20 protein-coding genes are annotated in these 22,671 nt (G+C 69.5%); 10 read left to right on the forward strand and 10 right to left on the reverse strand.

Annotated features, from left to right (window positions below):
* Positions 1–64: 64 nt before the first annotated feature.
* From ACFVUT_RS35210 to ACFVUT_RS35245, 8 genes are all read right to left on the reverse strand, one after another.
* On the reverse strand, positions 65–1,453 hold the full coding sequence (locus tag ACFVUT_RS35210) for a methylaspartate mutase (RefSeq protein ID WP_389659956.1): 1,389 nt from the start codon (positions 1,451–1,453) through the stop codon (positions 65–67).
* On the reverse strand, positions 1,450–1,956 hold the full coding sequence (locus ACFVUT_RS35215; protein ID WP_389659953.1) for a cobalamin B12-binding domain-containing protein: 507 nt from the start codon (positions 1,954–1,956) through the stop codon (positions 1,450–1,452). The genes ACFVUT_RS35210 and ACFVUT_RS35215 overlap by 4 nt, the downstream gene beginning before the upstream one ends.
* Positions 1,953–3,212, reverse strand: a complete 1,260-nt coding sequence (locus tag ACFVUT_RS35220) for a type III PLP-dependent enzyme (RefSeq protein ID WP_389659950.1) — start codon at positions 3,210–3,212, stop codon at positions 1,953–1,955. Before ACFVUT_RS35220 ends, ACFVUT_RS35215 begins: the two co-directional genes overlap by 4 nt.
* Positions 3,209–4,744 (reverse strand): AMP-binding protein, encoded by a 1,536-nt coding sequence (locus ACFVUT_RS35225; protein WP_389659947.1) that lies wholly within the window; start codon positions 4,742–4,744, stop codon positions 3,209–3,211. The genes ACFVUT_RS35220 and ACFVUT_RS35225 overlap by 4 nt, the downstream gene beginning before the upstream one ends.
* 179 nt (positions 4,745–4,923) lie before the next feature.
* Positions 4,924–5,118, reverse strand: a complete 195-nt coding sequence (locus ACFVUT_RS35230) for a ferredoxin (protein ID WP_266354939.1) — start codon at positions 5,116–5,118, stop codon at positions 4,924–4,926.
* A gap of 11 nt (positions 5,119–5,129) precedes the next feature.
* Complete coding sequence (locus tag ACFVUT_RS35235; RefSeq protein ID WP_389659944.1) at positions 5,130–6,359, reverse strand: cytochrome P450; 1,230 nt, start codon at positions 6,357–6,359, stop codon at positions 5,130–5,132.
* Positions 6,360–6,418: 59 nt separating this feature from the next.
* The gene (locus tag ACFVUT_RS35240) at positions 6,419–7,282 is read right to left on the reverse strand and encodes a sugar phosphate isomerase/epimerase family protein (protein WP_389659942.1); all 864 of its coding nucleotides are present in this window, start codon (positions 7,280–7,282) and stop codon (positions 6,419–6,421) included.
* Between the two features lie 117 nt (positions 7,283–7,399).
* Entirely contained in the window at positions 7,400–8,266 is an 867-nt protein-coding gene (locus ACFVUT_RS35245) for an ACP S-malonyltransferase (RefSeq protein ID WP_389659965.1), read from the reverse strand.
* A 590-nt stretch (positions 8,267–8,856) separates the two neighbouring features.
* On the opposite strand from ACFVUT_RS35245, the gene ACFVUT_RS35250 reads away from it, so the two are divergent.
* The 4 genes from ACFVUT_RS35250 to ACFVUT_RS35265 all read left to right on the forward strand — a co-directional run bounded on the left by ACFVUT_RS35250 (position 8,857) and on the right by ACFVUT_RS35265 (position 12,380).
* Positions 8,857–10,467, forward strand: coding sequence for an acyl-CoA carboxylase subunit beta (locus tag ACFVUT_RS35250; protein WP_389659939.1), 1,611 nt, complete (start codon positions 8,857–8,859; stop codon positions 10,465–10,467).
* A gap of 140 nt (positions 10,468–10,607) precedes the next feature.
* Positions 10,608–10,838, forward strand: coding sequence for an acyl-CoA carboxylase epsilon subunit (locus tag ACFVUT_RS35255; RefSeq protein WP_389659936.1), 231 nt, complete (start codon positions 10,608–10,610; stop codon positions 10,836–10,838).
* 118 nt (positions 10,839–10,956) lie between these two features.
* Positions 10,957–11,721 (forward strand): thioesterase II family protein, encoded by a 765-nt coding sequence (locus ACFVUT_RS35260; RefSeq protein WP_389659933.1) that lies wholly within the window; start codon positions 10,957–10,959, stop codon positions 11,719–11,721.
* Positions 11,722–12,110: 389 nt separating this feature from the next.
* Positions 12,111–12,380 carry a PqqD family protein gene (locus ACFVUT_RS35265; RefSeq protein ID WP_389659930.1) on the forward strand — a complete coding sequence of 90 codons (270 nt, stop codon included), beginning with the start codon at positions 12,111–12,113 and terminating at the stop codon, positions 12,378–12,380.
* A gap of 17 nt (positions 12,381–12,397) precedes the next feature.
* On the opposite strand, the gene ACFVUT_RS35270 is transcribed toward ACFVUT_RS35265, so the two are convergent.
* A complete protein-coding gene (locus ACFVUT_RS35270) occupies positions 12,398–13,012 on the reverse strand; it encodes a TetR/AcrR family transcriptional regulator (protein ID WP_389659927.1) in 615 nt (204 codons plus the stop codon).
* A gap of 488 nt (positions 13,013–13,500) precedes the next feature.
* Between ACFVUT_RS35270 and ACFVUT_RS35275 the strand changes: the two genes are divergently transcribed.
* Both ACFVUT_RS35275 and ACFVUT_RS35280 read left to right on the forward strand, forming a co-directional pair.
* Positions 13,501–16,434, forward strand: a complete 2,934-nt coding sequence (locus ACFVUT_RS35275; RefSeq protein ID WP_389671117.1) for an AAA family ATPase — start codon at positions 13,501–13,503, stop codon at positions 16,432–16,434.
* A 731-nt stretch (positions 16,435–17,165) separates the two neighbouring features.
* Positions 17,166–17,843 (forward strand): LuxR C-terminal-related transcriptional regulator, encoded by a 678-nt coding sequence (locus ACFVUT_RS35280; RefSeq protein ID WP_389659921.1) that lies wholly within the window; start codon positions 17,166–17,168, stop codon positions 17,841–17,843.
* A gap of 216 nt (positions 17,844–18,059) precedes the next feature.
* On the opposite strand, the gene ACFVUT_RS35285 is transcribed toward ACFVUT_RS35280, so the two are convergent.
* A complete protein-coding gene (locus tag ACFVUT_RS35285) occupies positions 18,060–19,019 on the reverse strand; it encodes an SDR family NAD(P)-dependent oxidoreductase (protein WP_389659918.1) in 960 nt (319 codons plus the stop codon).
* 549 nt (positions 19,020–19,568) lie between these two features.
* On the opposite strand from ACFVUT_RS35285, the gene ACFVUT_RS35290 reads away from it, so the two are divergent.
* The 4 genes from ACFVUT_RS35290 (at position 19,569) to ACFVUT_RS35305 (ending at position 22,530) form a co-directional block, all read left to right on the forward strand.
* Positions 19,569–20,186, forward strand: coding sequence for a hypothetical protein (locus ACFVUT_RS35290; protein ID WP_389659916.1), 618 nt, complete (start codon positions 19,569–19,571; stop codon positions 20,184–20,186).
* The gene (locus ACFVUT_RS35295) at positions 20,183–20,872 is read left to right on the forward strand and encodes a cupin domain-containing protein (RefSeq protein WP_389659914.1); all 690 of its coding nucleotides are present in this window, start codon (positions 20,183–20,185) and stop codon (positions 20,870–20,872) included. The genes ACFVUT_RS35290 and ACFVUT_RS35295 overlap by 4 nt, the downstream gene beginning before the upstream one ends.
* Complete coding sequence (locus ACFVUT_RS35300; protein WP_389659911.1) at positions 20,869–21,636, forward strand: SDR family oxidoreductase; 768 nt, start codon at positions 20,869–20,871, stop codon at positions 21,634–21,636. The genes ACFVUT_RS35295 and ACFVUT_RS35300 overlap by 4 nt, the downstream gene beginning before the upstream one ends.
* A 144-nt stretch (positions 21,637–21,780) precedes the next feature.
* Complete coding sequence (locus ACFVUT_RS35305; protein ID WP_389659908.1) at positions 21,781–22,530, forward strand: SDR family NAD(P)-dependent oxidoreductase; 750 nt, start codon at positions 21,781–21,783, stop codon at positions 22,528–22,530.
* The last annotated feature ends 141 nt before the right edge of the window (positions 22,531–22,671 follow it).

The raw sequence follows: 22,671 nt of genomic DNA on the forward strand, positions 1-22,671 counted from the left end.
GGAACCGCACCACTGCGGGTCACGCTATGAAGGCGAGGGGCCGGGCACATCCCCTAGGGGCCCCCTAAGCTTTTCGCGGTAATTCATGACGGGAAGGGGCCCCGGTATGTTCGGGGAAAATCCCCGAATCCGTCCAGTGCTCCGGCGCGTCGGATTCCAGCGCCGCCAGGTCGAATGTCCGCTGTACGTACGAGAGATCGGCGAGCAGGCCGGCCGAGGTGGCCTTCCGGGCACTGGCGCGCCCGACGAGACCGCCGAGCGGGAGCCGCCCGGTACCGGCCCACCGCAGCCGCCCGTCGCCGTCGATATAGCTCCGGGCGCGCCCGTGATTGTCCGGGTGGAGGCAGTACGGGATGTCCAGAGCACCCTGCTTGAAGGCGAGTTCCAGGGCCCGCCCGATGTCCGGAGCCAGGTCGAGAACACCCTCGATCAGCGCTCTGGCCTCGGCATACGTCTCCGAGTCCGGCTCGGAACCTGCGGCGGTGGGCCCGGCCGTCTCCTCCCGGGCGACCCGGCCCGCCGACTCCAGCGCCGCCACGTTCTCCTTGATCGTCGGGATGCGGCGCGACTCGGCGACCGTCTTCACGATGAGCCGTTCCGAGCCGGAGCGCACGGCGAGGCGGGTCGCCTCGTCCAGCAGCCGGTAGGCGCCCTCGGCCGTGGTCGGATACATCCCCATGTACGCGTAGATGACGACGTGCCAGTTCCGCGTGGGCAGTAATTCGCGGCTCAGCCGACGCAATGCGGCGACCGCTTCGAGGTCCTGCCCGGCATGGGTCTGCTGGGCGTAACTGAGGGAGACGCTGCGTATTCCGTGCCGGCAGAAGAAAAGCGCTTCGAGGACACTGAGCGCCACCAGTTGGCTCGGCGGACACAATTGTCCGAGCATGCAGCCGCCGAACGTCTCCAGGTGTGGTTCGACACCCGATTCCCGCAGTTGCGCGAAGTCCTCGGTGCAGCGCGCCCAGTTCCGCACGGAGTCGCCCAGCGGGGTACGGCTGTACGGGAGGCAGTACGAGACGGGTCCGCCCTCGGTGGCGTTGATCAGCGAGGTGCGCAGTGCGGCGAAGATGTCGTCCGGCACCGCCGATCCGTGCCGGACCTGGACGGGGAACTCCTCGGACCGTATGCCGGCGAGGACCTGCTCGGTGACGGCCGGGGCGTAGCTGACGATGGGGTAGCCGTTGAGGTCGGTCCCGGACCGCAGTGCGCTGTCGACGGAGGCCAGTTCACCGACCCTGGTGTAGCTGTCGAGGGTGACGGTGCCCACCGTCACGGCGTCGGCGTCCCGGGTCGCGGCGAGCCCCGCGCGCATGGCGGCAGGGTCGCTGAACCCCATGCGGGGCTGGACCACGAGCGCTCCGGAGGCGCTTCTCGCGCGGACGAAGGCTCCGAAGTCGACCGGGCGCGCCCCCTCGGCCGTCCGCACCGGCGGGCGCGCACCCGGTCTCACGCCACGGCCTCGGTACGGGCCACGGGGCGGGGCGAGGCCGCGGGAAGCGCGGTGACGAACCGGCTGAACTCCAGCTTGCCGGTCGCGGCGTCGTCGAAGACCGCGTCGAATCCGGCGGCGATCAGCGCGTCGACCGACCCGGTGCTCTGCTTCCCGGAGACGCCGAGCTTGCCCCCGATGACCACGGGCGTGGCGGCGAGTTCACCGCAGGAGCGAAGGGCACCGATGACGCGCAGGCCGTCCTGGTGTCCGTGCCCGTTGACGGTGCTGATCACCACGAGGTCGGGGGCCAGGTCGCGGCAGGCGTCCACCAGGACCCGGTCCGGAACGCAGGCGCCGAGGTTGACCACCTCGTAGCCCAGTTCCTCGATGAGCAGCTGGAGGTAGACGAGGTTCCAGGTGTGGGAGTCGGAGGCCACGGTCGTCACGACGACGGTGCCCCGCCGCTGCGTCGTCGCGGGCGCCGCGGAACTCCCGCGGTCGGGGGTGCGGTCACTGGTCACCGGGTGGCTCCCGCGGTGCTCGCCGGGGTGTTGTCCAGGGCCCGGTAGGCGCGGTGGTGCTCGATCCTGGAGACGGACAGCACCTCCTCACCCCGGACGACGACCTCGGTGGGCGCCGGCCGCCCGAGGAACATCAGGAGACTGGCCGTGGGGCCGTACGCCCCGGCGTTGGGGATCGTCACCAGGTCTCCGGGGGCGAGTGCCGGAAGGTCGATCTCGCGCCCGAGGATGTCGCCCGGTGTGCACAACGGGCCGACCAGGCTGGCGGATTCGACCGTCTCCCCCGGCTCGACGCCCACGGCGACGGGAAGCAGCCGGCCGAGGCCCGACATGCCGCCGAAGGTGTTGATCCCTGCGTCGAGGATGACGAATTTCCGGCCGCGGCTCACCTTGACGTTGCTGACACGGGCGACCAGTGTGCCGCTCGCGCCGACCAGGTAGCGGCCCGATTCGCACGCGATCTCGGGCCCTTCGGTGCGCCACCGGGGGAAGTGGGTGTCGAGCGCGGCCTCCAGCTCGCCGCGCAGCTTGGGGTAGACGCCCCGGGCGCCGGGGACGGCGTAGGGGACGGTGAACCCGCCGCCGATGTCCAGGAAGCGCAGCGGGAGGTCCAGTTCGTGCCGGAGGCGGGCGGCGAGCGCGATGGTGTGCTGGAACTCGCCGATCAGACTCGCTTCGTCCTTGGCGTTGCTCAGCGGGAAGAAGTGCAGGCCGGCGATGGTGATCCCGTCGGTCTCCCGCAGGGCGGGCAGCATCTCGGCCAGGGTCTCGCTGTCGAAGCCGAACTGCGAGGGGGTGCCGGTCATCCGGATGCTGCTGGTGGCGCTCGCCGACACGCTGTTGACGCGCAGCAGGCAGTCCGCCGTCACCCCGTGCGCCCGGGCGGCCTCGGCCACGTGGCGTACGTCGGAGACGGAGTCGGTGGAGAAGAGCCGTACCCCGAGGCCGATCGCCTCGTGCAGTTCGTCCGGTGTCTTGCCGGGGCCGGTGTAGAGGCAGTCCTCTCCCCGGAACCCGGCGGCGAGGGCGGCGGCCAGTTCGCCGGTCGAGCTGATCTCGGGCCGGCAGTGGCGTCCCTCGCCCTCCCGGAGCGCCCGGACCAGGCCGGGGTGCGGGTTGGCCTTGAGGGCGTAGAAGAGGGTGAACTCCTCGGGGAGCGCGTCGAAGAGTTCCCGCCGGGCCGCTTCGAGCTCGTCGAGGTCGTACACGTACAGCGGTGTGCCGAACCGTTCGGCCAGTGCCTGGTAGCGGCTCATCGTCCTTCCCCGTCGATCATCTCGATCAGCGCCTGGCGGGCGTTCTTCCCGTGCAGGCTCAGCGGCAGCTCGGCCAGGACCCGGCAGTGCGCGGGGACCTTTGCGGTCTCCAGGCGTTCGGCCAGCTCCTTCAGCACGGTGTGCGGGGCCAGTTCGGTCTCGGCGAAGAGGACCAGGTCGCGGCTGTCGGTGGGGGGCAGCGCGGTGGCGGTGCGCACCCCGGGGATGTCCATCGCGGCGGCCTCGATCTCGACCGTGCTCATCCGGATGCCCTTGCGTTTGAACATGTCGTCGCGGCGGCCCTCGAAGTACACGTAGCCGTCCTCGTCCAGCCGGCCGTAGTCCCCCGTGTGCAGTCTCGGTGCGCCGGTGTCCGGGTCGCGGCGGAAGGTGCGGGCCGTCAGCTCGGGCCGGCGCCAGTAGCCGGGCATGACGTGCGGGCCCACGGCGACGATCTCGCCGGTCTCGCCGACCGGGACGGGCTCTCCGTCGGGGTCGAGGATGAGCACGGACGTACCGGGCAGCGGCAGGCCGACGGAGAGGGGCCTGTCGTGTTCCTCGTCGGGCGGCATGATGGTGATGCGCTTGCACTCGGTCTGGCCGAACTGCCGGACGACCCGCACCCCGGGGAACGCGTCCCGCAGGGCGGCGACGGCGTGGGCGGGCAGCGCGGCACCGGTGTTGGTGAACATCCGGACCGGGGGCGGTGCCTCGCGGTCACGCCGGGCCATGGTGCCGATCATCGCGGCAAGCGAGGGGACGATCGGCACGACGGTGGCCCCGGTCTCGCGCATCCTGCGCAGCAGGACGAGGTCGGACTCGCCGCCGTCCAGGACCAGTTCGGACCGGCCGAGTGCGGTGAGCAGCACCTTGTACAGGCCGTAGTCCCAGGAGATCGGGAAGCGGCAGAAGACGACGTCGTCCGGGCCGTAGCGCAGGACCTCCTGAATCGCGCGGGAGGCGAAGGTGACCTGTGCGTGCGGGCAGATCACGGCCTTGGGCGCCGCGGTGCTGCCCGAGGTGTAGACGAGGAAGGCCGTCTCGTCGGGCTGTACGTCGACGGGCGCGGGTGCGTCCTCCCGTGCCGCTGCCTCGATCTCGGGCCAGATCGCGGCGAGGTCGTGCACGGGGACCTCGGCGAGGCCGTCCAGGACGGCGGTGCCGGGGCCGTCGCCGATCATCAGGGAGGGCTGCGCGTCCTCGATGACGGACCGGAGGTGGTACTTCTTCATCGCGGGGTTGAGCGGGACCAGGATCACACCGGCGCGTGAGGCTCCGTAGACCATGGCGACCAGTTCGCGGCGGCTGGGCAGCTGGACGAGCAGCCGGTCGCCGCGGCCGGCGCCCTGCCGGGTCAGCCAGGTCGCGAAGCCGTGGCTGAGGGCGGTCATCCGGTCGTAGGTGACCTGGCCGAACGAGTCGGTCAGGCAGGGGCGTTCGGGGGCGTCGGCGGTCGCGTCGTCGAGCAGGGAATGGACCGTCCCGCCGTTCCCGTGCGGCGTCCGCGCGTAGCTGGTGTTCGGATTCTCCACGGTTCCAACGTCGCTTTCGGGTGAGGGCGGGAGCGGGACGGCCGTCGTGGCCGACGGGTCCGGGCTCTTCGGGGAAGGACGGGGCGCCCGGCACAGCGGGGGTGCGGGCCGTCCCGCCCGGAAGTGCGGGACGGCCCGCACGGAACCCGTGAGGGGCCGAGTCGCGTGCCGACAGGCTCTCAGTCGGCGACGCTCAGCGCCGCGACCGGACACACGTTGACGGACTCCAGGACTTCCTCGCGGAGCTTCTCGTCCGGGGTCTCGATGAGGAGCACCACCTTGCCGTCCTCGTCGTTCTGGTCGAACACGGCGGGAGAGGTGATCACACAGGAACCTGCGGCGACACAGCGCTCTCGGTCGACGATCACACGCATGGAAATCTCCTTTACCAGGTAACCGGCAGCTCGTGGAGGCCGTCGATGAGTGCGTTGGCCTTGAAGGGAAGTTCGTCCAGGGCCGCGTCGAGGCGCAGTCCGGGGATGCGGCGCAGCAGGGTCGTGAAGACGACCTCCAGCTGCATGCGGACGAGCATCTGCCCGGCGCACTGGTGCCGTCCGAAGCCGAAGGCGACGTTGTGGCGTGCCTCGCGGCGCGTCAGGTCCAGGGTGTTGGGGTCCTTGAAGACCGCCGGGTCGTGGTTGGACGCGGAGAGCGAGCAGATGACCCCCTCGCCGGCCCGGATGAGCTGGCCGCCGATCTCGACGTCCTCCAGGGCGACCCGGACGGTGCCGTGGTCGGAGATGCTGGAGTAGCGGGAGAGTTCGTCCACGGCCTGGCCCGAGAGTTCGGGGTGGGCGCGCAGCCAGTCGGCCTGCTCCGGGTGCTGGAGAAGTACCAGGACGCCGACGGAGATGCCGTTGACGGTGCTTTCGTGACCGGCGGCGATCATGGCCCGGACCAGGGCGCTGATGTCGGCGGGTTCCAGTTCGTTCTCTGTGGCGTTGCGCTGGAGCAGGCTGCTGATCAGGTCGTCGCCGGGGTTCTTCTGGCGCTCGGCGATGAGCTGGTAGAGCAGCATCTCGACCTCGGCGTTGGCCGAGGCGTGCTCCTCGGCGCTGCCCTGGGTGACGAGGAGGGTGACCCAGCGGTGGAACAGGCCGGCCGACTCCTTGGGAACGCCGACGAGTTCGCACATCCCGATCGACGGCACGGGCATCGAGAGCATGGACACCAGGTCCACGGGGCCGCCCTGCGCCAGCATCGCGTCGATGCATTCGTCGACGATCTCCTGGGTACGCGGTCGCATGGCCTCGACGCGCTTCACACTGAGCTCCGGCATCAGCATCATGCGGTGCGCGGTGTGATCCGGCGGGTCCATGTGCAGCAGGGCGGGCTTGACCTTGCCGAGGAGTTCCATGGGGAACGCGAACTGGAGCGGGTAACCGGGGTCGGCCATGTTGGAGCTGAAGCGGGGGTCGACCAGCATCTGCCGGACGTCCTCGTAGCGGGTGAGCAGCCAGGCCTCACGGCCGTTGAACTTCAGCTTGACCCGGGAGACCGGCTCCGTCTCCCGCAGGACGGCGTACTCGGGGGCGGGGTCCAGCGGGCAGCCGGTGCGCTCCAGCGGGAACGGGCGGGGCTGGGCATGGGGGCATGTGTCGACGAGATCCGACATGGTTCCTTCTCTCGATGTGTCTGCGCTCGGGGATGGGGTGCCGGCCGGAACGGGACCGGTCAGCCGCGGGCCTTCTCAAGGGACTGGCGAACGGCGGCGAGGGTGCGGCCGACGTTCTCGCTCAGCGGCAGGGCGCGCAGTTCGGTCGAGAGGACCTCCACCGACGGGGTGAGGTCGACGCCCTTGGCGTCGAGCGTGCGCAGCAGTCCGGTGATGCCGAAGTCGCCGTCGCCGGGCAGCAGCCGGGCGTTCAGCACCTCGTTCATCACGTCGGCGGACGGGGTGCTGGGGCCGTCGCTGAACTCCACGGCCGCGATCTGCGCACCGGTGAGCTGCTCGATCGCGCCGAGGCCGGTCGGGTCGCGGAACAGGTGCCACATGTCGATCATCAGGCCGGCGTTGGGGCGGTCGGCGCCGACGACGACGTCGGAGGCGACCTGGTACGTGAAGCCGGGCATGACGGCCATCGCTTCGAGGGAGATGGTCAGCCCGCGCTCCGCGGCACGGTCGCACAGGGCTGCGAAGCGCTCGGTGAGGACTTCGGTCGGCGGCATCTCGACGCCGGGCGGGTAGACCGCGCAGGACTTGACGGACGGGATGCCCGCCGCCTCGGCGAGTTCGAAGAGGTGGGTCTCACCGGCACGGGCGGCTTCGCCCTCCTCCCCTCCGGCGTTCCAGCCGAAGAGGACCTCCAGCTCGTGCAGGCGCACTCCGTACTCGGTCATCAGACCGCGCAGCTTGTCCGCGGAGTGCTCGGCCAGGTACTTCTCCAGCTCCTCGACGCTCATCCCCATCGAGGTACAGCCGTGCTCGGCCAGCGCGGCGAAGCGCTCCTCCAGGGTGTGGCGTACCGGCTCCTGCCAGGCCGAGCCGGTCAGCTGCAGGTAGCCGAAACTCAGGTCGGTCCCGTTCAGAAGGGTCATGGGATGCCTCTCGCTGCGAAGTTCGCGGCCGGTCCGTGTGCCGGTGACCGGGACGCGGCGCCGGCCTGGGCGCGTCCCACCGGAAACCCTGGGTGGTGCGGGGTGTCGGTGCCGCGGTCAGGCGGCGAAGCTCCTGCGGACGGGCCGGAGCGCCGACCTCGGGTCCACGGCGACGACGTCGAAGTTCCTGGTCGTGACGGGGACGCGGCCGAAGAGACTGTCGGAGCCGGAGACGTACAGCTTTCCCACGCCGTGCCGGCGCAGCGCCGCGACGGCGTCGGGCCAGCGGACCGGGCGGACGAATCCGTCCAGGAGCATGGTGCGTACCTCGTCGCCCGTGGTCAGCAGGGTGCCGTCCTGGTCGGCGACGACCGGGATGCGCGGGTCGCGGAAGGTCAGTCCGTCGAACAGTTCGTCCTCGGCCCGCTGCCGGAGCGGGCCGAAGACGCTCGCGTGCATGGGCGGACGCATGGTGTAGAGGGGGAGGCCGCCGACGGAGCGCAGCCGCTTGCCGAGCCATTCGAGTACGGCGGCGCGGAGCGAGACCATGTAGAAGTCGTCGTCGACGTGGCAGGAGATCTCGTACCACTCGCCCTGCGCGTCGAGTTCGGCGAGCACCCGGTCCAGTTCCGCGCGGGGTACGCGGGTGAAGGAGTGGGTGACCACGTCGCGGTGGTGCTCCGCGAACCATGCGTCGAGCAGCCGGGCCCAGCGTGCGGTCAGTCGGACCGCTTCGGCGAAGTCCAGGACGCCGGTGTAGGCCGCCACCGTCTTCCCGCCGAAGCTGGGGCCCACGCAGAGCGTGGGCTCCGGGTCGAACCGGTCCTGGGCCCATTCGGCGAGCGCCAGGCAGTTGACGAGGAACGCGACCTGCGCGTATTCGCTGTAGTCGCCCTCGGCCCGCCGGTATTGGTCGAGGAGCGAATAGCCGAGTACGTCGTCGGCCTGGGCGACCAGGCGGCGGGCCACCGGGTTGACGAGCATGAACTTGGCCGAGTCCTGGAAACGTGTGGGGCTCATACCAGGGAAGACCAGGGCTCCGTCGGCACGGGTGTCGTTCGTCATGGTGTTCCTGCCCTTCAGCACGTCGTCCTGGCACGGCCGACCTTGCGGGACTTCGTGTCGGGCCGGTTCGGCACCCAGGCTGAGGTCTGCCGCGGCAATGCCAAAACCCCTAAGGTTGCGGGTTCCAATTCCGTTGACGGCTGCCACGGCCGGTGGTGCCGGGCTCCCATGTACGGGTGGCGGAAAGGGACTTCGGGTCCGGACGCCCGGTCCCTCGCAGGGCCCCTAAGGGTGCGGGCGGACGGATGCGGACCTTGTGGTGCGAACCGGGGAGCGGCCCGGGGGGAGCGGCAGTCACCGGTTCCGGGGAGCGTTTCGTGAGGATCGGACAGCGGGGCGCCGCGGTCCGGCCCGGCCCCCGTGCGGGGGCGTAGGGGTGGTTCGCACAACTTAGGGGAGGCGGCGGCCCCCCTTCCGCGGCTTCAATGAGGGCAGTTTCGCATTTTCCCGGATTCCGGCGCTGGTGGACGAAGCCACCGCGCACTGCCGGCCCATGGACGGGTGGGACCATGACCGCAATTCAGGACACCTCTTCGGACAGTGGCGCGGAGACTGCCGCGTCCCTTCGGCCGGACATCCGCTCCCTGGTGGCGCAGACGCGGGAACTGAAGCGCACCGCGCGTGAGGGGCTCGGACCACGATCGACGCAGCAGCAGCACGCGCGCGGCAAGTTGACCGCGCCGGAGCGGCTGGAGCTGCTCTTCGACGCGGGGACGTTCCAGGAGGTGGAGCCGTTGCGCAGGCATCGCTCCACCGGCTTCGGTCTGGAGAACCGACGGCCCGGCGGGGACGGGGTGATCACCGGGTGGGGACAGGTCCACGGCAGGACCGTCTTCGCGTACGCGCACGACTTCCGGGTCTTCGGCGGATCGTTGGGCGAGGCCCACGCGCAGAAGATCCACAAGGTGATGGATCTGGCGATCGCGGCGGGAGCGCCGCTGGTGGGGCTGAGTGACGGCGCAGGGGCGCGGATCCAGGAGGGCGTGACCGCGCTGGCCGGGTACGGCGGGATCTTCCGGCGCAACGTGCGGGCGTCCGGAGTCATTCCGCAGATCAGTGTCATTCTCGGACCGTGTGCGGGCGGTGCCACCTACTCACCGGCGCTGACCGACTTCGTCTTCATGGTGCGGGACATCTCCCAGATGTACATCACCGGTCCCGACGTGGTGCAGGCCGTCACCAACGAGCGGGTCACCCACGACGAGCTCGGCGGGGCCGAGGTGCACGCGACGGTGTCGGGGGCGGCGGGCTTCCTCCACGACGACGAGACGGAGTGCCTGGAGGAGGTCCGGCACCTGCTGTCGCTGCTGCCGTCGAACAACCGGGAGCTGCCGCCCGCCGCCGCGACCGACGATCCGCCCGACCGGCGCTGCGAACGCCTGCTGGACCTGGTGCCGCAGCATCCGAACCGTTCGTACGACATGCGGGCCGTGATCCGGGAGATCGTCGACGACGAGGATTTCTTCGAGGTGCACGCGCAGTGGGCCACCAACATCATCTGCGCGCTGGCCCGGCTGGACGGTCACACCGTGGGCATCGTGGCGAACCAGCCGGCCGCGCAGGCGGGTGTCCTGGACATCCACGCGTCGGAGAAGGCGGCGCGGTTCGTGCAGACCTGCGACGCGTTCAGCATTCCGCTGGTCACCCTGGTCGACGTGCCGGGATTCCTGCCCGGCACGGATCAGGAACACCGCGGCATCATCCGGCACGGCGCGAAGCTGCTGTACGCCTACTGTGACGCCACCGTGCCGCGGGTCCAGGTGATCCTGCGCAAGGCGTACGGCGGTGCGTACATCGTGATGGACTCCCGTTCGATCGGGGCCGATCTGTCCTTCGCCTGGCCGACGAACGAGATCGCGGTGATGGGCGCGGAAGGCGCGGCGAACATCGTCTTCCGACGGGAGATCGCCGCGGCCCCGGACCCGGAGGCGGCCCGTGAGCAACGGATCAAGGAATACCAGCAGGAGCTGATGCACCCCTACTACGCGGCGGAACGCGGCCTGGTCGACGACGTGATCGATCCCGCGGAGACCCGCGCGGTGCTGGTGCGTTCGCTGGCGATGCTGAGGTCCAAGGACGCCCCCGTTCCGGCACGCAAGCACGGCAATCCCCCGACCTGATCCGGCCCCGGGCCCCGTGTCGCGTGCGCGGTGCCCCGGCCGGGCCCGCGGCACGGCGTGGGCCCGCGCCACCTGGCCGGAGTCGTCCGCGAACGTCCCGCGTGGCCTTGCCGGCCGCGACGCATGGAGTGAGGAAACCGATGACCGCATCCCTCGACCCGGCCCCGGAAGTCCGGCGGCCGGTACCGCACGGACCGGCGCTGCGCTTCGTGAGCGGCGCTCCCTCCGCGGAGGAGATCGCCGCCGTGACCGCCGCCCTGATGAGCCTGCGCCGGGTTTCGGCGGCGGGCGCGCAGGACCGGCCGGCCGCGGCACCGGGCTGGACCGCGCCGGTCCACTACCGGCCGCCCGGCAGTTGGGCCGCCCGATGAGACGGCCGGCCACCGCAAGGCTCGCGGCCCGGGCGGCACCCACCGCGCTCGGCGCCCGCACCCTCTCCTGCCCGATCCCCCACCGACCGACGACCCGACCGAAGGACGCTGAGCAGTGATGACGGACGACTCCCGCGAGACAGGGGCCTGGATCCGGCGGTTCCACCCGGCGCCGGAAGCCCGCAACCGGCTGGTCTGCTTCCCGCACGCCGGCGGTTCGGCCACCTACTACTTCCCGGTGTCACGCGCGCTGTCACCCGCGATGGACGTCCTGGCGGTGCAGTACCCGGGCCGCCAGGACCGCAGGAACGAACCGTGCGTCGAGGACATCGAGACGCTGGCCGTCCGCGCCGTCGAGGAACTGGCACCGTGGGGCGATGTGCCGTTGACACTGTTCGGCCACAGCATGGGCGCCACGGTCGCCTTCGAGGTGGCCCGCAGGCTGGAGGCCGCGGGAACGCCTCCGCGGTGCGTCTACGCCTCCGGGCGGCGGGCGCCGTCGCGGGTCCGGGACGAAACGGTGCATCTGGCGGACGACGACCGGCTCATCGCCGACATCACCCGGCTGAGCGGTACCGACTCGGCGGTGCTCGGCGACCCGGAGATCCTGCGCATGATCCTCCCCGCGATCCGCAGCGACTACAAGGCGGCGGAGACCTACCGCTACCGCCCCGGTCCGCCGCTCGGCTCGCCGGTCGTCGCGCTGGTCGGCGACAGCGATCCGCAGGTGACCGTCGACGAGGCGGAGTCCTGGCGCGACCACACCACCGGCCCGTTCGACCTGAAGGTGTTCCCGGGCGGGCACTTCTTCCTGGACGAGCACGTCCCGGCAATTCTCGACCTCATCCGAGGTCGCCTCGGGGCGCCGTCGACCGTGTCCTGAGCCGGTCCGGGCACCGGGCGCGCGATTCCCCTCGCATCCGGTGCCCCAAGAGCGCACACCGGCGCCCGCACACGCCGGTATCGAAGCCGCCGACCGCCATATCTCCCCGCATGCCCCGGAGTTCGCTCCGGGGCATGCGCGGCTCAGGCCCGGGGACGATGGATTCCGGACAGAGTTCCGATACCCGCACCAGAATCTAGACGACCGTACTAGACTAACGTCTAAATCGGTGCCGGGCCCGCCCGCTCTCCGCTGTCGGCGTACGAGGCAGACCCGGCCGGTGCCCGCAGAATTGCGCGGACCGAAGCCGCCACCCCGCCCCGCGTACACGGTCACGCGCTCCCTCGCGGTCGGCCGTCATCGAGCGGCTGTCGAGTACGGAGGCCAGAGTGCCGGTACGACCCGAGTACGGCGTCACCTCACGCGTGGCGGAGGACGGATCGCTCGAACTGCTCACCGAGGCGGACGGGACCAGCTTCCGGTGCAGCCCGGTCGGGGCCGCCATGTGGATCGCGCTGCGCCAGCACGACGGACAGGTCGGCCCGGCGGCCGAGATGCTGGCCCAGCTGTGGTGCACGGATCCGGACAACACCCGCAGCGACATGGACATCTGGGTGAGCGAACTGCGGGACGCCGGGCTGGTCCGCGAAGAGCCCTGACCCGCGACCGCCCCGGTTCAGACCGCCGGGCCCGCGCCCGCGGTGGTGCCCTGGTGGAGCACCAGGATGGCCCGCATCGCCTCGGCCAGGTCCCGCCCGGAGGGAGCGGTGTCCGGCGAGAAGAGCCAGAGGGACATCACGCCGTTGAGCAGCGCGGCGTAGAAACGGCCGAGAGTGCCGGCCATGTGCTCGTCGACCTCGCTCTCGTCCACGCCGTGGAACAGCGCCACCAGCGCCGACCAGCCGAAGGGCTGCGCCTTGGACAGCCCCTCGCGCATCTGGGGAAGGTCCTCCGCGTGCACGGCGACCTCCACGCTCAGCGCCCACAGGGACTTGCGCGTGGGGAAGAGTTCGATGATGCGGTTCCAGACCATCTCGAAACGCTCGATCGTCGAGGAGGAGGATTCCAGGTCGGCACCGATCGCCGTGCCCGGCTCGAACTCGTCGCCCCACTCCTGGATCGCCTGGACGTAGGCCTCGACCAGCAAGGCGTCCTTGGAGCCGTAGTGGTAACCGATCGACGCCAGGTTGGTTCCCGACGCCGCCACGATGTCCCGTGCGCTCGTGCGCGCGAACCCCTTCTCCAGCAAGCAACGCTTGGCGCCCTGCAGCAGATCTTCACGATGACCCACAGCACCCCCTCGTCTCGAAGCCGTTCGGGGCATCTTAGACTCCCGCCCGCCCGGCCCCGTTCCGGTGCGCGGCCAGAGCGCCCTCCGCATGAATGGCCGGTGAACTCCCTTGCGCCGGTGGAGCGTTGCTCCACCCTAAGGGCTGCCCCGCAATCCCTCACGGATGAGCGCGCGCCTCGGACGCGGTGCACCGCACGGCGGAGGAACGCCCACACACCGGACGCCTCCGGGCGATCCGGCAACGCGGCGAGGTGCCGCAGCTGTCATCGCGCGCCCGCCAGGGACCGCGGGACAGCCCCTGTCGAGCGCGTCGCACCCGTCCTGGCGCGTGCAGCTTGTGACCACTAGAGGTTCGGTTGTGCGTGCGCCACACTCATGGGCGTGTGGCGTACGCACACGCGTTCTACATACGCCATGCACGTTCCGCCGGGCCTCCACCCGAGGTGGGAGCGCTCGGAGTTGCTGCGTGACGTACGGGGGAGACATCTATGGGATTGATCGAACGCGAGACGGAAGTCCAGGCCCTGCGCGCCGCCCTCACGGACTGTCAGGCCGGTCCGGCCCGCATCGTCCTCATCGAGGGGGCCGCAGGATGCGGCAAGAGTGAGCTCGTCGACACCCTCGACGAGTGGGCCGATTCCGGTGGCGTCGTGACGCTGCGGGCGTTCGGCTCCCTGGCCGAGCGGGACCTGCCGCTCGGGGTGATGCGGCAGTTGGCCGGCGACGCACCGGCCGGATCCCTCCCCGAGGTCTCCGTGGCCGCTGACGGCCAGCCGCAGGTCAGCGCCGTCCGCGAGTTCCAGGCAGCGCTGGAGCGGCTCAGCTCCTCGATCCCCCTCGTCATCTCCGTCGACGATCTGCACCACGCCGACAGCGCCTCCCTGCGCTACCTCCAGCACATCGTCCGCCACAGCCGCTCCACCAGGATGCTGCTGGTCCTCACCACACCGCTGCACCAGGACGGCCAGGACGCCGCCTTCGGTACGGAGTTGCTGCGCAGCCGTCACGTGCGGCGCATCCGGTTACGACGGCTGTCCCCCGAGGGATCCAGGCTGGTCACGGCCGGCTTCCTCGCGCCGGCACCGCGCGAGGACCTCTCCGCCGAACTGCACGCGATCAGCGGCGGCAATCCCCTGCTGCTGCGCGCCCTGCTGGAGGAGTACCGTTCCGCACCGTCCGGCGCCGAGCCCTTCCGTCCCGAACCCGGCGGACTCTTCGGCCAGGCGGTGCTCACCTGCCTGCGCCACAGCGGGCCGCACGCCCTGGATCTCGGCGCGGCGCTCACCGTACTGGGCGACTCGTACACGCCGGAGCGCGCCGGCCGTCTCCTGTCCGTCCCCGCCCTCACGGCCGCGCAGTCGGTCGCCTCGCTCCAGGCTTCCGGCATCCTCGACGGGCACCGCTTCCCGCACCCCTGCACCGAGTCGGCCGTGCTGGACCAGATCCCCTCCGAGCTGCTGGCCGACCTGCATCTGCGCGCCGCCGAACTGCTGTACCCGGGAGGGGAGTCCCGCACCACCGTCGCAGGCCACCTCCTCGCCACCGCCCGGCACGGCGTCTCCCCCGTCGCCACTCCCTGGGCCGTGGACGTCCTGCGCGAGGCGGCCGAACACCTGCTGATGGACAACGAGGGCACCCGGGCCACCGACGCGCTCGAACTGGCCCACGAGCTGAGCCAGGACGAACAGCAGCGAGCCGACATCAAGACCCGGCTCGCGGCCATCACCTGGCGGGTCAATCCGGGCAGGGCGGAGAAGCACCTGTCCGCCCCCCTGGCCGTCCTGCGCTCCGGCCGCCTCGCGTCCGAGCGCATGGCCCCGCTGGCCGAACTCCTCGCCGGCCAGGGACGGATCGCCGAGGCCGCGGAGGTCAGATCGATCATTCTCCGGGAATCCGGCGCGAACGGGGCCCAGGACAACAGCGGCAGGACCGGATACGGAACCGTCACGGACGAGGTGCCGGGGCCTGCGGCCCCCCGTCCCGAGGAGCGCGGCAGCGGGGCGGACGCGGAGACGGCCGCCCAGTTCTTCCTGCGGACCACGGTGCTCACGGACGAGACGCTGGAGCCGGTCGTACGGGCGCTGCGGGTCCTGACCTACTCCGGGCATCCGGAGCGCGCCGCCCAGTGCTGCCGTGAGCTGATCACCGAGGCGGAGCGGCAGAACGCCCCGGCCTGGCAGTCCCTGTTCTCCTCCCTGCTCGCTGCGGTGCTGTTGCGCCTGAGCGACCTGCACGCCGCCGAGGAGTACGCCCGCCGCGCTCTCGACTGCCTTCCCGACCAGAGCAGCAGCGCGTTCGTGGGCGCGCCGACGGCCACCCTGATCAGGGCGCGCACCCTGATGGGCGACCATGCCGCGGTGGCCCGGCAGCTCCATCAACCGGTGGCCGACACCCTGTTCAAGAGCATTCACGGCCTGTCCTATCTGCGGGCCCGGGGGCTCTACCTCATGGCGACGCATCAGCTCGACTCCGCACTGGGCGACTTCCTCGAAGCCGGCCGGCTCGCCAGGAGCTGGGGCGTGGACCGTCCCTCGATGCTGCCCTGGCGGACGGACGCGGCCGAGGCCCTGTTCCGCCTCGGTGAAACCGATCGGGCGGAGGCGCTCGTCGAGCAGCAACTGGCCGATCCGGATGCCCGAAGACCGTGGGTCCGCGGCATCTCCCTGCGTCTACGCGCGGTGACATCCGATCGTCGGCAGCAACTGTCCCTGCTCAACCAGTCGGTGGACGAACTGAGCCGCTCCGGTGACCGCGTGGAACTGGCACGTTCCCTCGCCGATCTCGGGCGCTCGCTGCGGGCCGCGGCCGAGCCCATCCGCGCGGACGCGATGATCCGCAGGGCCTGGAATCTGGCTTGGGAGTGCGGGGCCGAGGCGCTGTGCGCCGAGATCTCCCCCGAACTGGAGCCCGAGGAACGGATGCGGCAGCGGTCCACCGCACAGCCTCAGTTCCGCTCGGGCACCGACACGAAGCTCAGCGACTCCGAACGCCGGGTGGCCACGCTCGCCGCGAGCGGCTCCACCAACCGGGAGATCTCGCTGCGGCTGCACATCACCGTGAGCACGGTCGAGCAGCACCTCACCCGCGTCTACCGCAAGCTCAGCATCACCCGCCGCCAGGACCTGCCGGTGGACCTCCAGCTCACCGTGTCCACGGCCGTTCCGGCATGCGGCCCCTGCGCGCCGGATGTCCCTTCAGCCACCCGACCCGTCGAACCAGGCAGTCCGTTTCCGTGTGGCCACGGTGCGCCCGGGAGCGGGAAAGCCCATGGATCCCCACCCCTCCGTGACGTACGGATGGACACGAGGGAACACCGAAAGCCATTGCGAATTAAACATCCTGCCCCGTTCCGGCGCGCCGAAACAGACCCGGACGGCATGCGCTCTCGCGAGAGTAAAGGAATAGTATGCGAAAAGTATTAATTGAGCAAACGTTCGCCCGCGCCCAATAACCCCGGTTACCCTCGTGGTCGACCAGGTGTCACTTAGTTTCCTCGTGCAGTCAAATGCCGCCGCAAGAGATTTCTGCATCATGGACGACACTTCGGCCAAACTATCGCACATCAGTGAAATGGATACTCAATAAAGGCTTCCGTGATTCCCATGCTTACTTCCCCCGCCACTTGACGCAGAACCGCCTCATTCGTGAATGAATGCACCCATGGCATCAGTTCACGAAATCCGGATGCTTTAGAGTTGGCGCCCAAAGACCCGCGGGCAAAAGGGGGTAGCGAAGAATGTCGGCAGCCAGAGGATTCAACTCCACCGAGGAATGCTCACCACTGGAACGCGGCACATCGACGCATGGATTCACTGCGGAAGGAAGCCGGGTCCGGCGCGAGGACGTGGCCGAGGTACTGAGCCTCAGCCCCGAGCAGTCGGTGGGCGCCGAGCGAGTCCTACGCCTCCTCGGACTGATGCAGCCGGCCCTCACCGGCTCGGATCCCGTACCGCTGACGGGTTCCGAGGAGACCGCCGCCCGACTGGCACGGGCCCTGGGTGAGCAAAACGGCGGCCCTTGCGCCCCCGAGCCCCCTCACCCCCGAGCACACCTCCCCGATTCCTCCGGGCCACTGCCCCACCGACAAGACGCTCCCCCGTCGCAGGACTCCCCCGACCCCGCCACGACGACTCTTCAGAAACTGCTCGCCGACGTGGGCACCCACTGCCACCGGGAACTGCTGGTCGTACTGCCCAGTGGCGCCCGGCCCTGCCACACGCTCCCCTCGGCACGCGGGATCGTGCTGCGCCTGCTCGACCGCGGGGTGCGCGTCAGGCTGATCTACCAGCACGCGGCCCGGGGCGACCTGGTCACCCGGTCACTGGTCCGCGAGCTGACGCACCGCGGCGCGGAGATCCGCACCAGCGCCGAACTCATCGACCCGCTCATCGCTTACGACCGCCAAACCGTGATCCTGCCGGATTCCTCGGTCCAGGCCCCCGGCACCCGAATAACCGAAGCGGTGACCGTGGACGATCCCGCGATGGTCTCGTTCACCTGCGGCGCCTTTGAGAACCTGTGGAACACCGCGACCCCGTTCAGCCCCGGTGCCAAAGACCTCCCACACTCGTTCGACGATCTCAAGATGTCGATCGTGCAGCTCATGGCAATGGGACACAAAGATGAAATGGTCGCCCGTCGACTCGGAATATCGGTTCGCACCTGCCGCCGCCACGTCGCTGAAATAATGGATGAAATCAAAGCCACCAGCCGATTTCAGGCGGGCGTCAACCTGACGCGTGCCGGACTTGTCGACGACCCATTTCCGACATCCCCCAGCACTTCGGCCCGGACAAACCCCGAGCCGCCGTCCGCGCCGGCAGACGGCTGATCCGGGATACATCGCCCCGACGGGGACGAACGTGTCCGTGGACGATGAACAACCCGCGACACACCGGGCCGAAACCGACCGGAGGGTCCGTACGCCATCGCCTCCGGGTGATCCGCCGCCCGGTCGTGGGTGTCTGTCCATCGCGCCCCGGCAGCGCCCCGAGCCGCCACCGGGGCGCGCGGCCGTCGCCGCTGAGCGACGGGCCGTACCAACCCCTTACGTTGCCGTCGCGAAGGCGTCGACGCCCGTGAGGCGGGCCGATAGCGCCCACAGGCGCGCGGCCTCCTCGGGGTCGGTCGCGTGTGCGTGCACGCCGCCTTCCGAGCCGTCGCCCGCCGGCTCGGCTATGTCGCAGTCCTCGCAGTACACGCCGCCCATGCCCGCCAGCTGGGGGGAGGTCGCCGCCCATACCTGCGTCGCCGCGCCCTGCCCGGGCGTCTTGAAGGTGGGATCGGTCGGGTTGCCGTTCTCGTCGATCCAGCCCGCGTCGACCATCTCCGCCTTCGGGAGGTGGCGCTGCAGCGGGGTGAGGATGCTGCCCGGATGCACCGCGAACGCCCTGACTCCGGCGTCGCGTCCGAGCGCATCGAGCCGCACGGCGAACAGCACGTTCGCCGCCTTCGCCTGCCCGTACGCCTGCCATCTGTCGTAGCCACGCTCGAAGTGCACGTCGTCCCAACGCACGCCGGTGATGCCATGGGCGCCGGAGGACACGGCGACCACACGCGCGCCGCGGGCGATCGCCGGCCAGAGACGGTTGATCAGCGCGTAGTGGCCGAGGTGGTTGATGGCGAACTGCGCCTCCCACCCCGGGCCGATCCGCGTCTCGGGGCAGGCCATGACCCCGGCGCTGTTGATCACGATGTCGGCCTTGCGGCCCGAGGCCAGGAACCGCTCGGCGAAACCGCGGACGCTTTCGAGGTCGGACAGGTCGAGGTCGTCGGTCTCGACGCCGTCGATACCCTCAACCGCTTCCTGAGCGGCCGTACGTCGCCGGGCGGGGACCACGACGCGGGCTCCGGCACCCGCCAGGGCGCGGGTCGCCTCCAGGCCGAGTCCCGAGTAGCCACCGGTGACGATCGCGGTGCTGCCGGACAGGTCGATCCCCTTCAGGACGTCGTCCGCGGTGCTCCGGGCACCGAAGCCCGATCCGATCTTGTGCTGAGGTGTCGTCATGAAGGGGACGCTAGATGCTGGACCGCACTCCAGGTCAAGAACGATTTACGGGACAGCCCGCAACGCCGGCCTTCGACCGGGCTTCTCCGGCGGCGTGTTCACCCCCATCGACATCGACCAGCCGCGCCGGGTTAAATTCCGGTTACCTGTCGTCGCAAACTGGACGGCCCACCCCTTTTCGACGAGCGGCCGCCTTGACGGCCGCGACATCCAGATAACAATAGCGATACACGATTCGATCGAACGTCGAACTGTCACGCAAAGGGCCAGGCGACCGCGATGGAACTGGAATATCAAATTCCCGTTCGGTCGCCACTCCGGGCAGTCGCGTCACGTCGTATCGATAAAGGTTCCACCGGGTCGGTCAAGGATCTAAGGGCTGCCCCGTGATCCGCCACGGATCACGGCACAGCCTCCAGGAGAAGCGGGCCGACCCGAACAGTGAACCACCGGAACATTGAGGCTCGGTGCGATCCATACGATCAATTCCGCCTCTCGCAGTCGAGTCCGTGATTTCTGCGAGCGTACAGCCCAAAAAGAGGGTAGGGCGTGGAGATACTCCGGATCCCTGACATTGAAAGACAAGCGCTCGAAGCGCTCATTCCCGTCGATTCCGCCGACTCCGTAAGCCTCGGCACTCTGGGGCCGGAAGGGACCAGCAGTGAGTACGTCGCGCAACTGATGTCGAGCGCCCTCGGCGACCGCGGAGACTTCCGGATCGTCCTGGCGGACACGTACGAGCAGTGCATGGACGCACTCACCGCGGCACGGGTCGACCTCGCGCTGGTGGCCCACGCCTATCCCAGCATCAACTCCTACTACATGAACCCGGAGTTGGAGCCTGCGATCGTGTTCCGCGGCAGCACACCGGAGTACGGCCTGGCCACCCGCTCCGACTTCGTGTTCCACGAGGAGCTGCTCTACAGCGACACCGTCGTGTCGCATCCGGCGCCCGTTCCGCTGCTGGGGTACCACTTCGACCGCCCCGTGAAGCTGGCGTCCGCGACCTCGACGAGCCAGGCCGCGGGTGAGGTCGCCGACGGGCTGTACAACATCGCCATCACGAACGAGCAGGCGGCCAGGCGGCACAACCTGAAATTCGTCTACACGTTCTCGCGCATTCCCATGACATGGACCGTCTTCTCTCGGCGAAAGGACCGTACGTGACCGCGCAGACGTTCGAGCGACTTTATTTTCCGGCACCCGACCTGGTGCTGCACGACGACGGGATCCGGTATGAATCCTATCGTCGTGACGACACAGAAATAAGGATCTCCCACCTCCCGCCGGGCACCTCCCTCACGCGGCACGATCACCCCGGGGCGCGGGTCGGAATGGTCATTCGCGGTGAACTCACCACGACCGTGGGAGACGTGACGAAGCGGATGCGACCCGAGTACGACGTCTATGTCGCCCCGCCGCACATCCCGCTCTCGGCGGTGAACACATCTTCGGCGGAGACCGTCCTGCTGGAGATCGATCGTGCGAAGCCGGGAGAGAACTACACCGCACCGGACGGCTACTTCCTGGAGCCCCTCGAATCACGCAAGTTCGTCAAGATGGACGTCACGTTCTTCCTGGTCGACTGGATCGAGCTCATGATCGCCGATATTCCGGGCGGGGGTGAAATGCCCTACCACAAGCACTCCCACGAGCAGATCGGGATATGCCTGGAAGGACGCTACGACATGACGGTCGAAGAGACGAAGCACGAGCTGCGTTTCGGCGCCACGTACTTCTGCGCCGGCCAGGAGGGGCACGGTGCGGCGAATCCCCACGAGGACGTGGCGCGCTCGCTCAACATCTTCGTTCCGCCCCGCTACCACCGGGTGCCCAAGCAGGAAGCGCAGTGACACGGGTGGCGATGGTCCTGGGCGCCGGTCAGGGCATCGGACGCGCCACCGCACTGCGCCTGAGTTCTCAGGGATACGCGACCGTCCTGTGCGCCCGTGGCCGGGACGCGCTGCGGAAGGTCGCGTCGGAGTCCGTCGGCGGTCCGGCGCCCCACATCGTCCCCGGTGACATCACCTCGCGGTCCTTCCGCGCGGAACTGGTCGCCGGCGTCGAGAGCCGGTTCGGCAGGATCGACGTACTGATCAACAACGCGCCCGGTCCACCGCCGGGTTCGTTCGACGACGTGCGTGTCGACGACGTGCGTACGGCGATGGAGCAGAAGCTGGTGCCCTGCCTGGACCTGATCAAGTCCGTGGCGCCGCTGATGGTCCGGGACGGCTTCGGCCGGATCGTCAACGTGGTCGGCAACATCGGGAAGGAACCCGCCCCGGGCATGTTCCTGTCCGGGCTGGTCAACGCCGCCGTCGCCAACGCCAGCAAATACCTGGCGAGTCAGTACGCCAGGCAGCACGTGACGGTGAACTGCGTGCACCCCGGCACCATCCGCACCCAGCGCTACGACCGGGCCGTGGAACACCTGAGCCGGGTCGGCGGGACCTCGCGCAAGGATGCGGAGGAGGCCCTGAGAGGGGCGATTCCCATGCACCGGCCGGGCACCGCCGAGGAGGTCGCGGCCGTCATCGGATTCCTGGCGTCCGACGAGGCGTCGTACCTGACGGGACAGCAGATCTCTGTGGATGGAGGTCAGTTGACGTGCGTCTGAGCGGGCGAGCCAGCATTGGGCGCATGCATCGCGCCGTTGGCGTTGTGCCGATGCAACGAACAGTTGGCATTGGGCGCATGCATCGCGCCGTTGGCGTTGTGCCGATGCAACGAACAGTTGACCCCGGGTGAGAGGAGAGGGCTCGTGTTCAAGGACAGAGTGGCCGTGGTCACCGGTGCGGCGTCCGGGATCGGCCGGCAGACCGCCATCGAGTTCGCCAGGCAGTCCGCGTCAGTCGTCGTCGCGGACATCGACGAGAAGCGCGGCACCGAGGTCGTCGACGCGCTGCGGGACGAAGGGCTCACCGCGGTCTTCGTGCGGACCGACCTCACCGTCGAGGCGGACTGCGAGAACCTCATGGCCACCGCGGCCGACACGTACGGCCGCGTGGACGTCCTGGTCAACAACGCCGGCATCGAGATCACCACCCCGCTCCACGAGATGCCGGAGCACGAGTGGGACAGGCTCGTCGACACCAATCTGAAGAGCATGTACCTGTGCTCGAAGCACGCGTTGCGCCGGATGATCGAGGCGTCCGACGGCTCGATCGTGAACGTCTGCTCGGTGAGCGGTCTCGTGGCCTGGCCCGGTATCGCCGCCTACAACGCCACCAAGGGCGGCGTGATGATGCTGACAAAGTCGCTCGCGGTCGACTACGCGCGGTACGGCATCCGGGCCAACTGTGTCTGTCCCAGCATCATCGACACCCCGATGACGGACACGTCCATCGCCCACGACCCGTCCGTCAAGGAACAGAAGGCCAAACTGAACCCGATCGGCCGGCTGGGCACCCCCGAGGACGTCGCCCACGCGATCCTGTTCCTCGCCTCGGACAAGTCGTCGTTCATCACGGGCACGGCCCTCACCGTCGACGGCGGATACACGGCCATCTGAGGGCTGTACCGTTCGGAACTCCGCGGACTCACCCAGATCCGGACGAAACACCCACTCCACGTTCCCCCACCCGCGCACCACAACGCACCCACGTACGACAACGCCCCCACACACGCACTGGATACCCACGCCCCACAGCGA

Source organism: Streptomyces sp. NPDC058051, assembly GCF_042885475.1.
GTDB lineage: Bacteria > Actinomycetota > Actinomycetes > Streptomycetales > Streptomycetaceae > Streptomyces.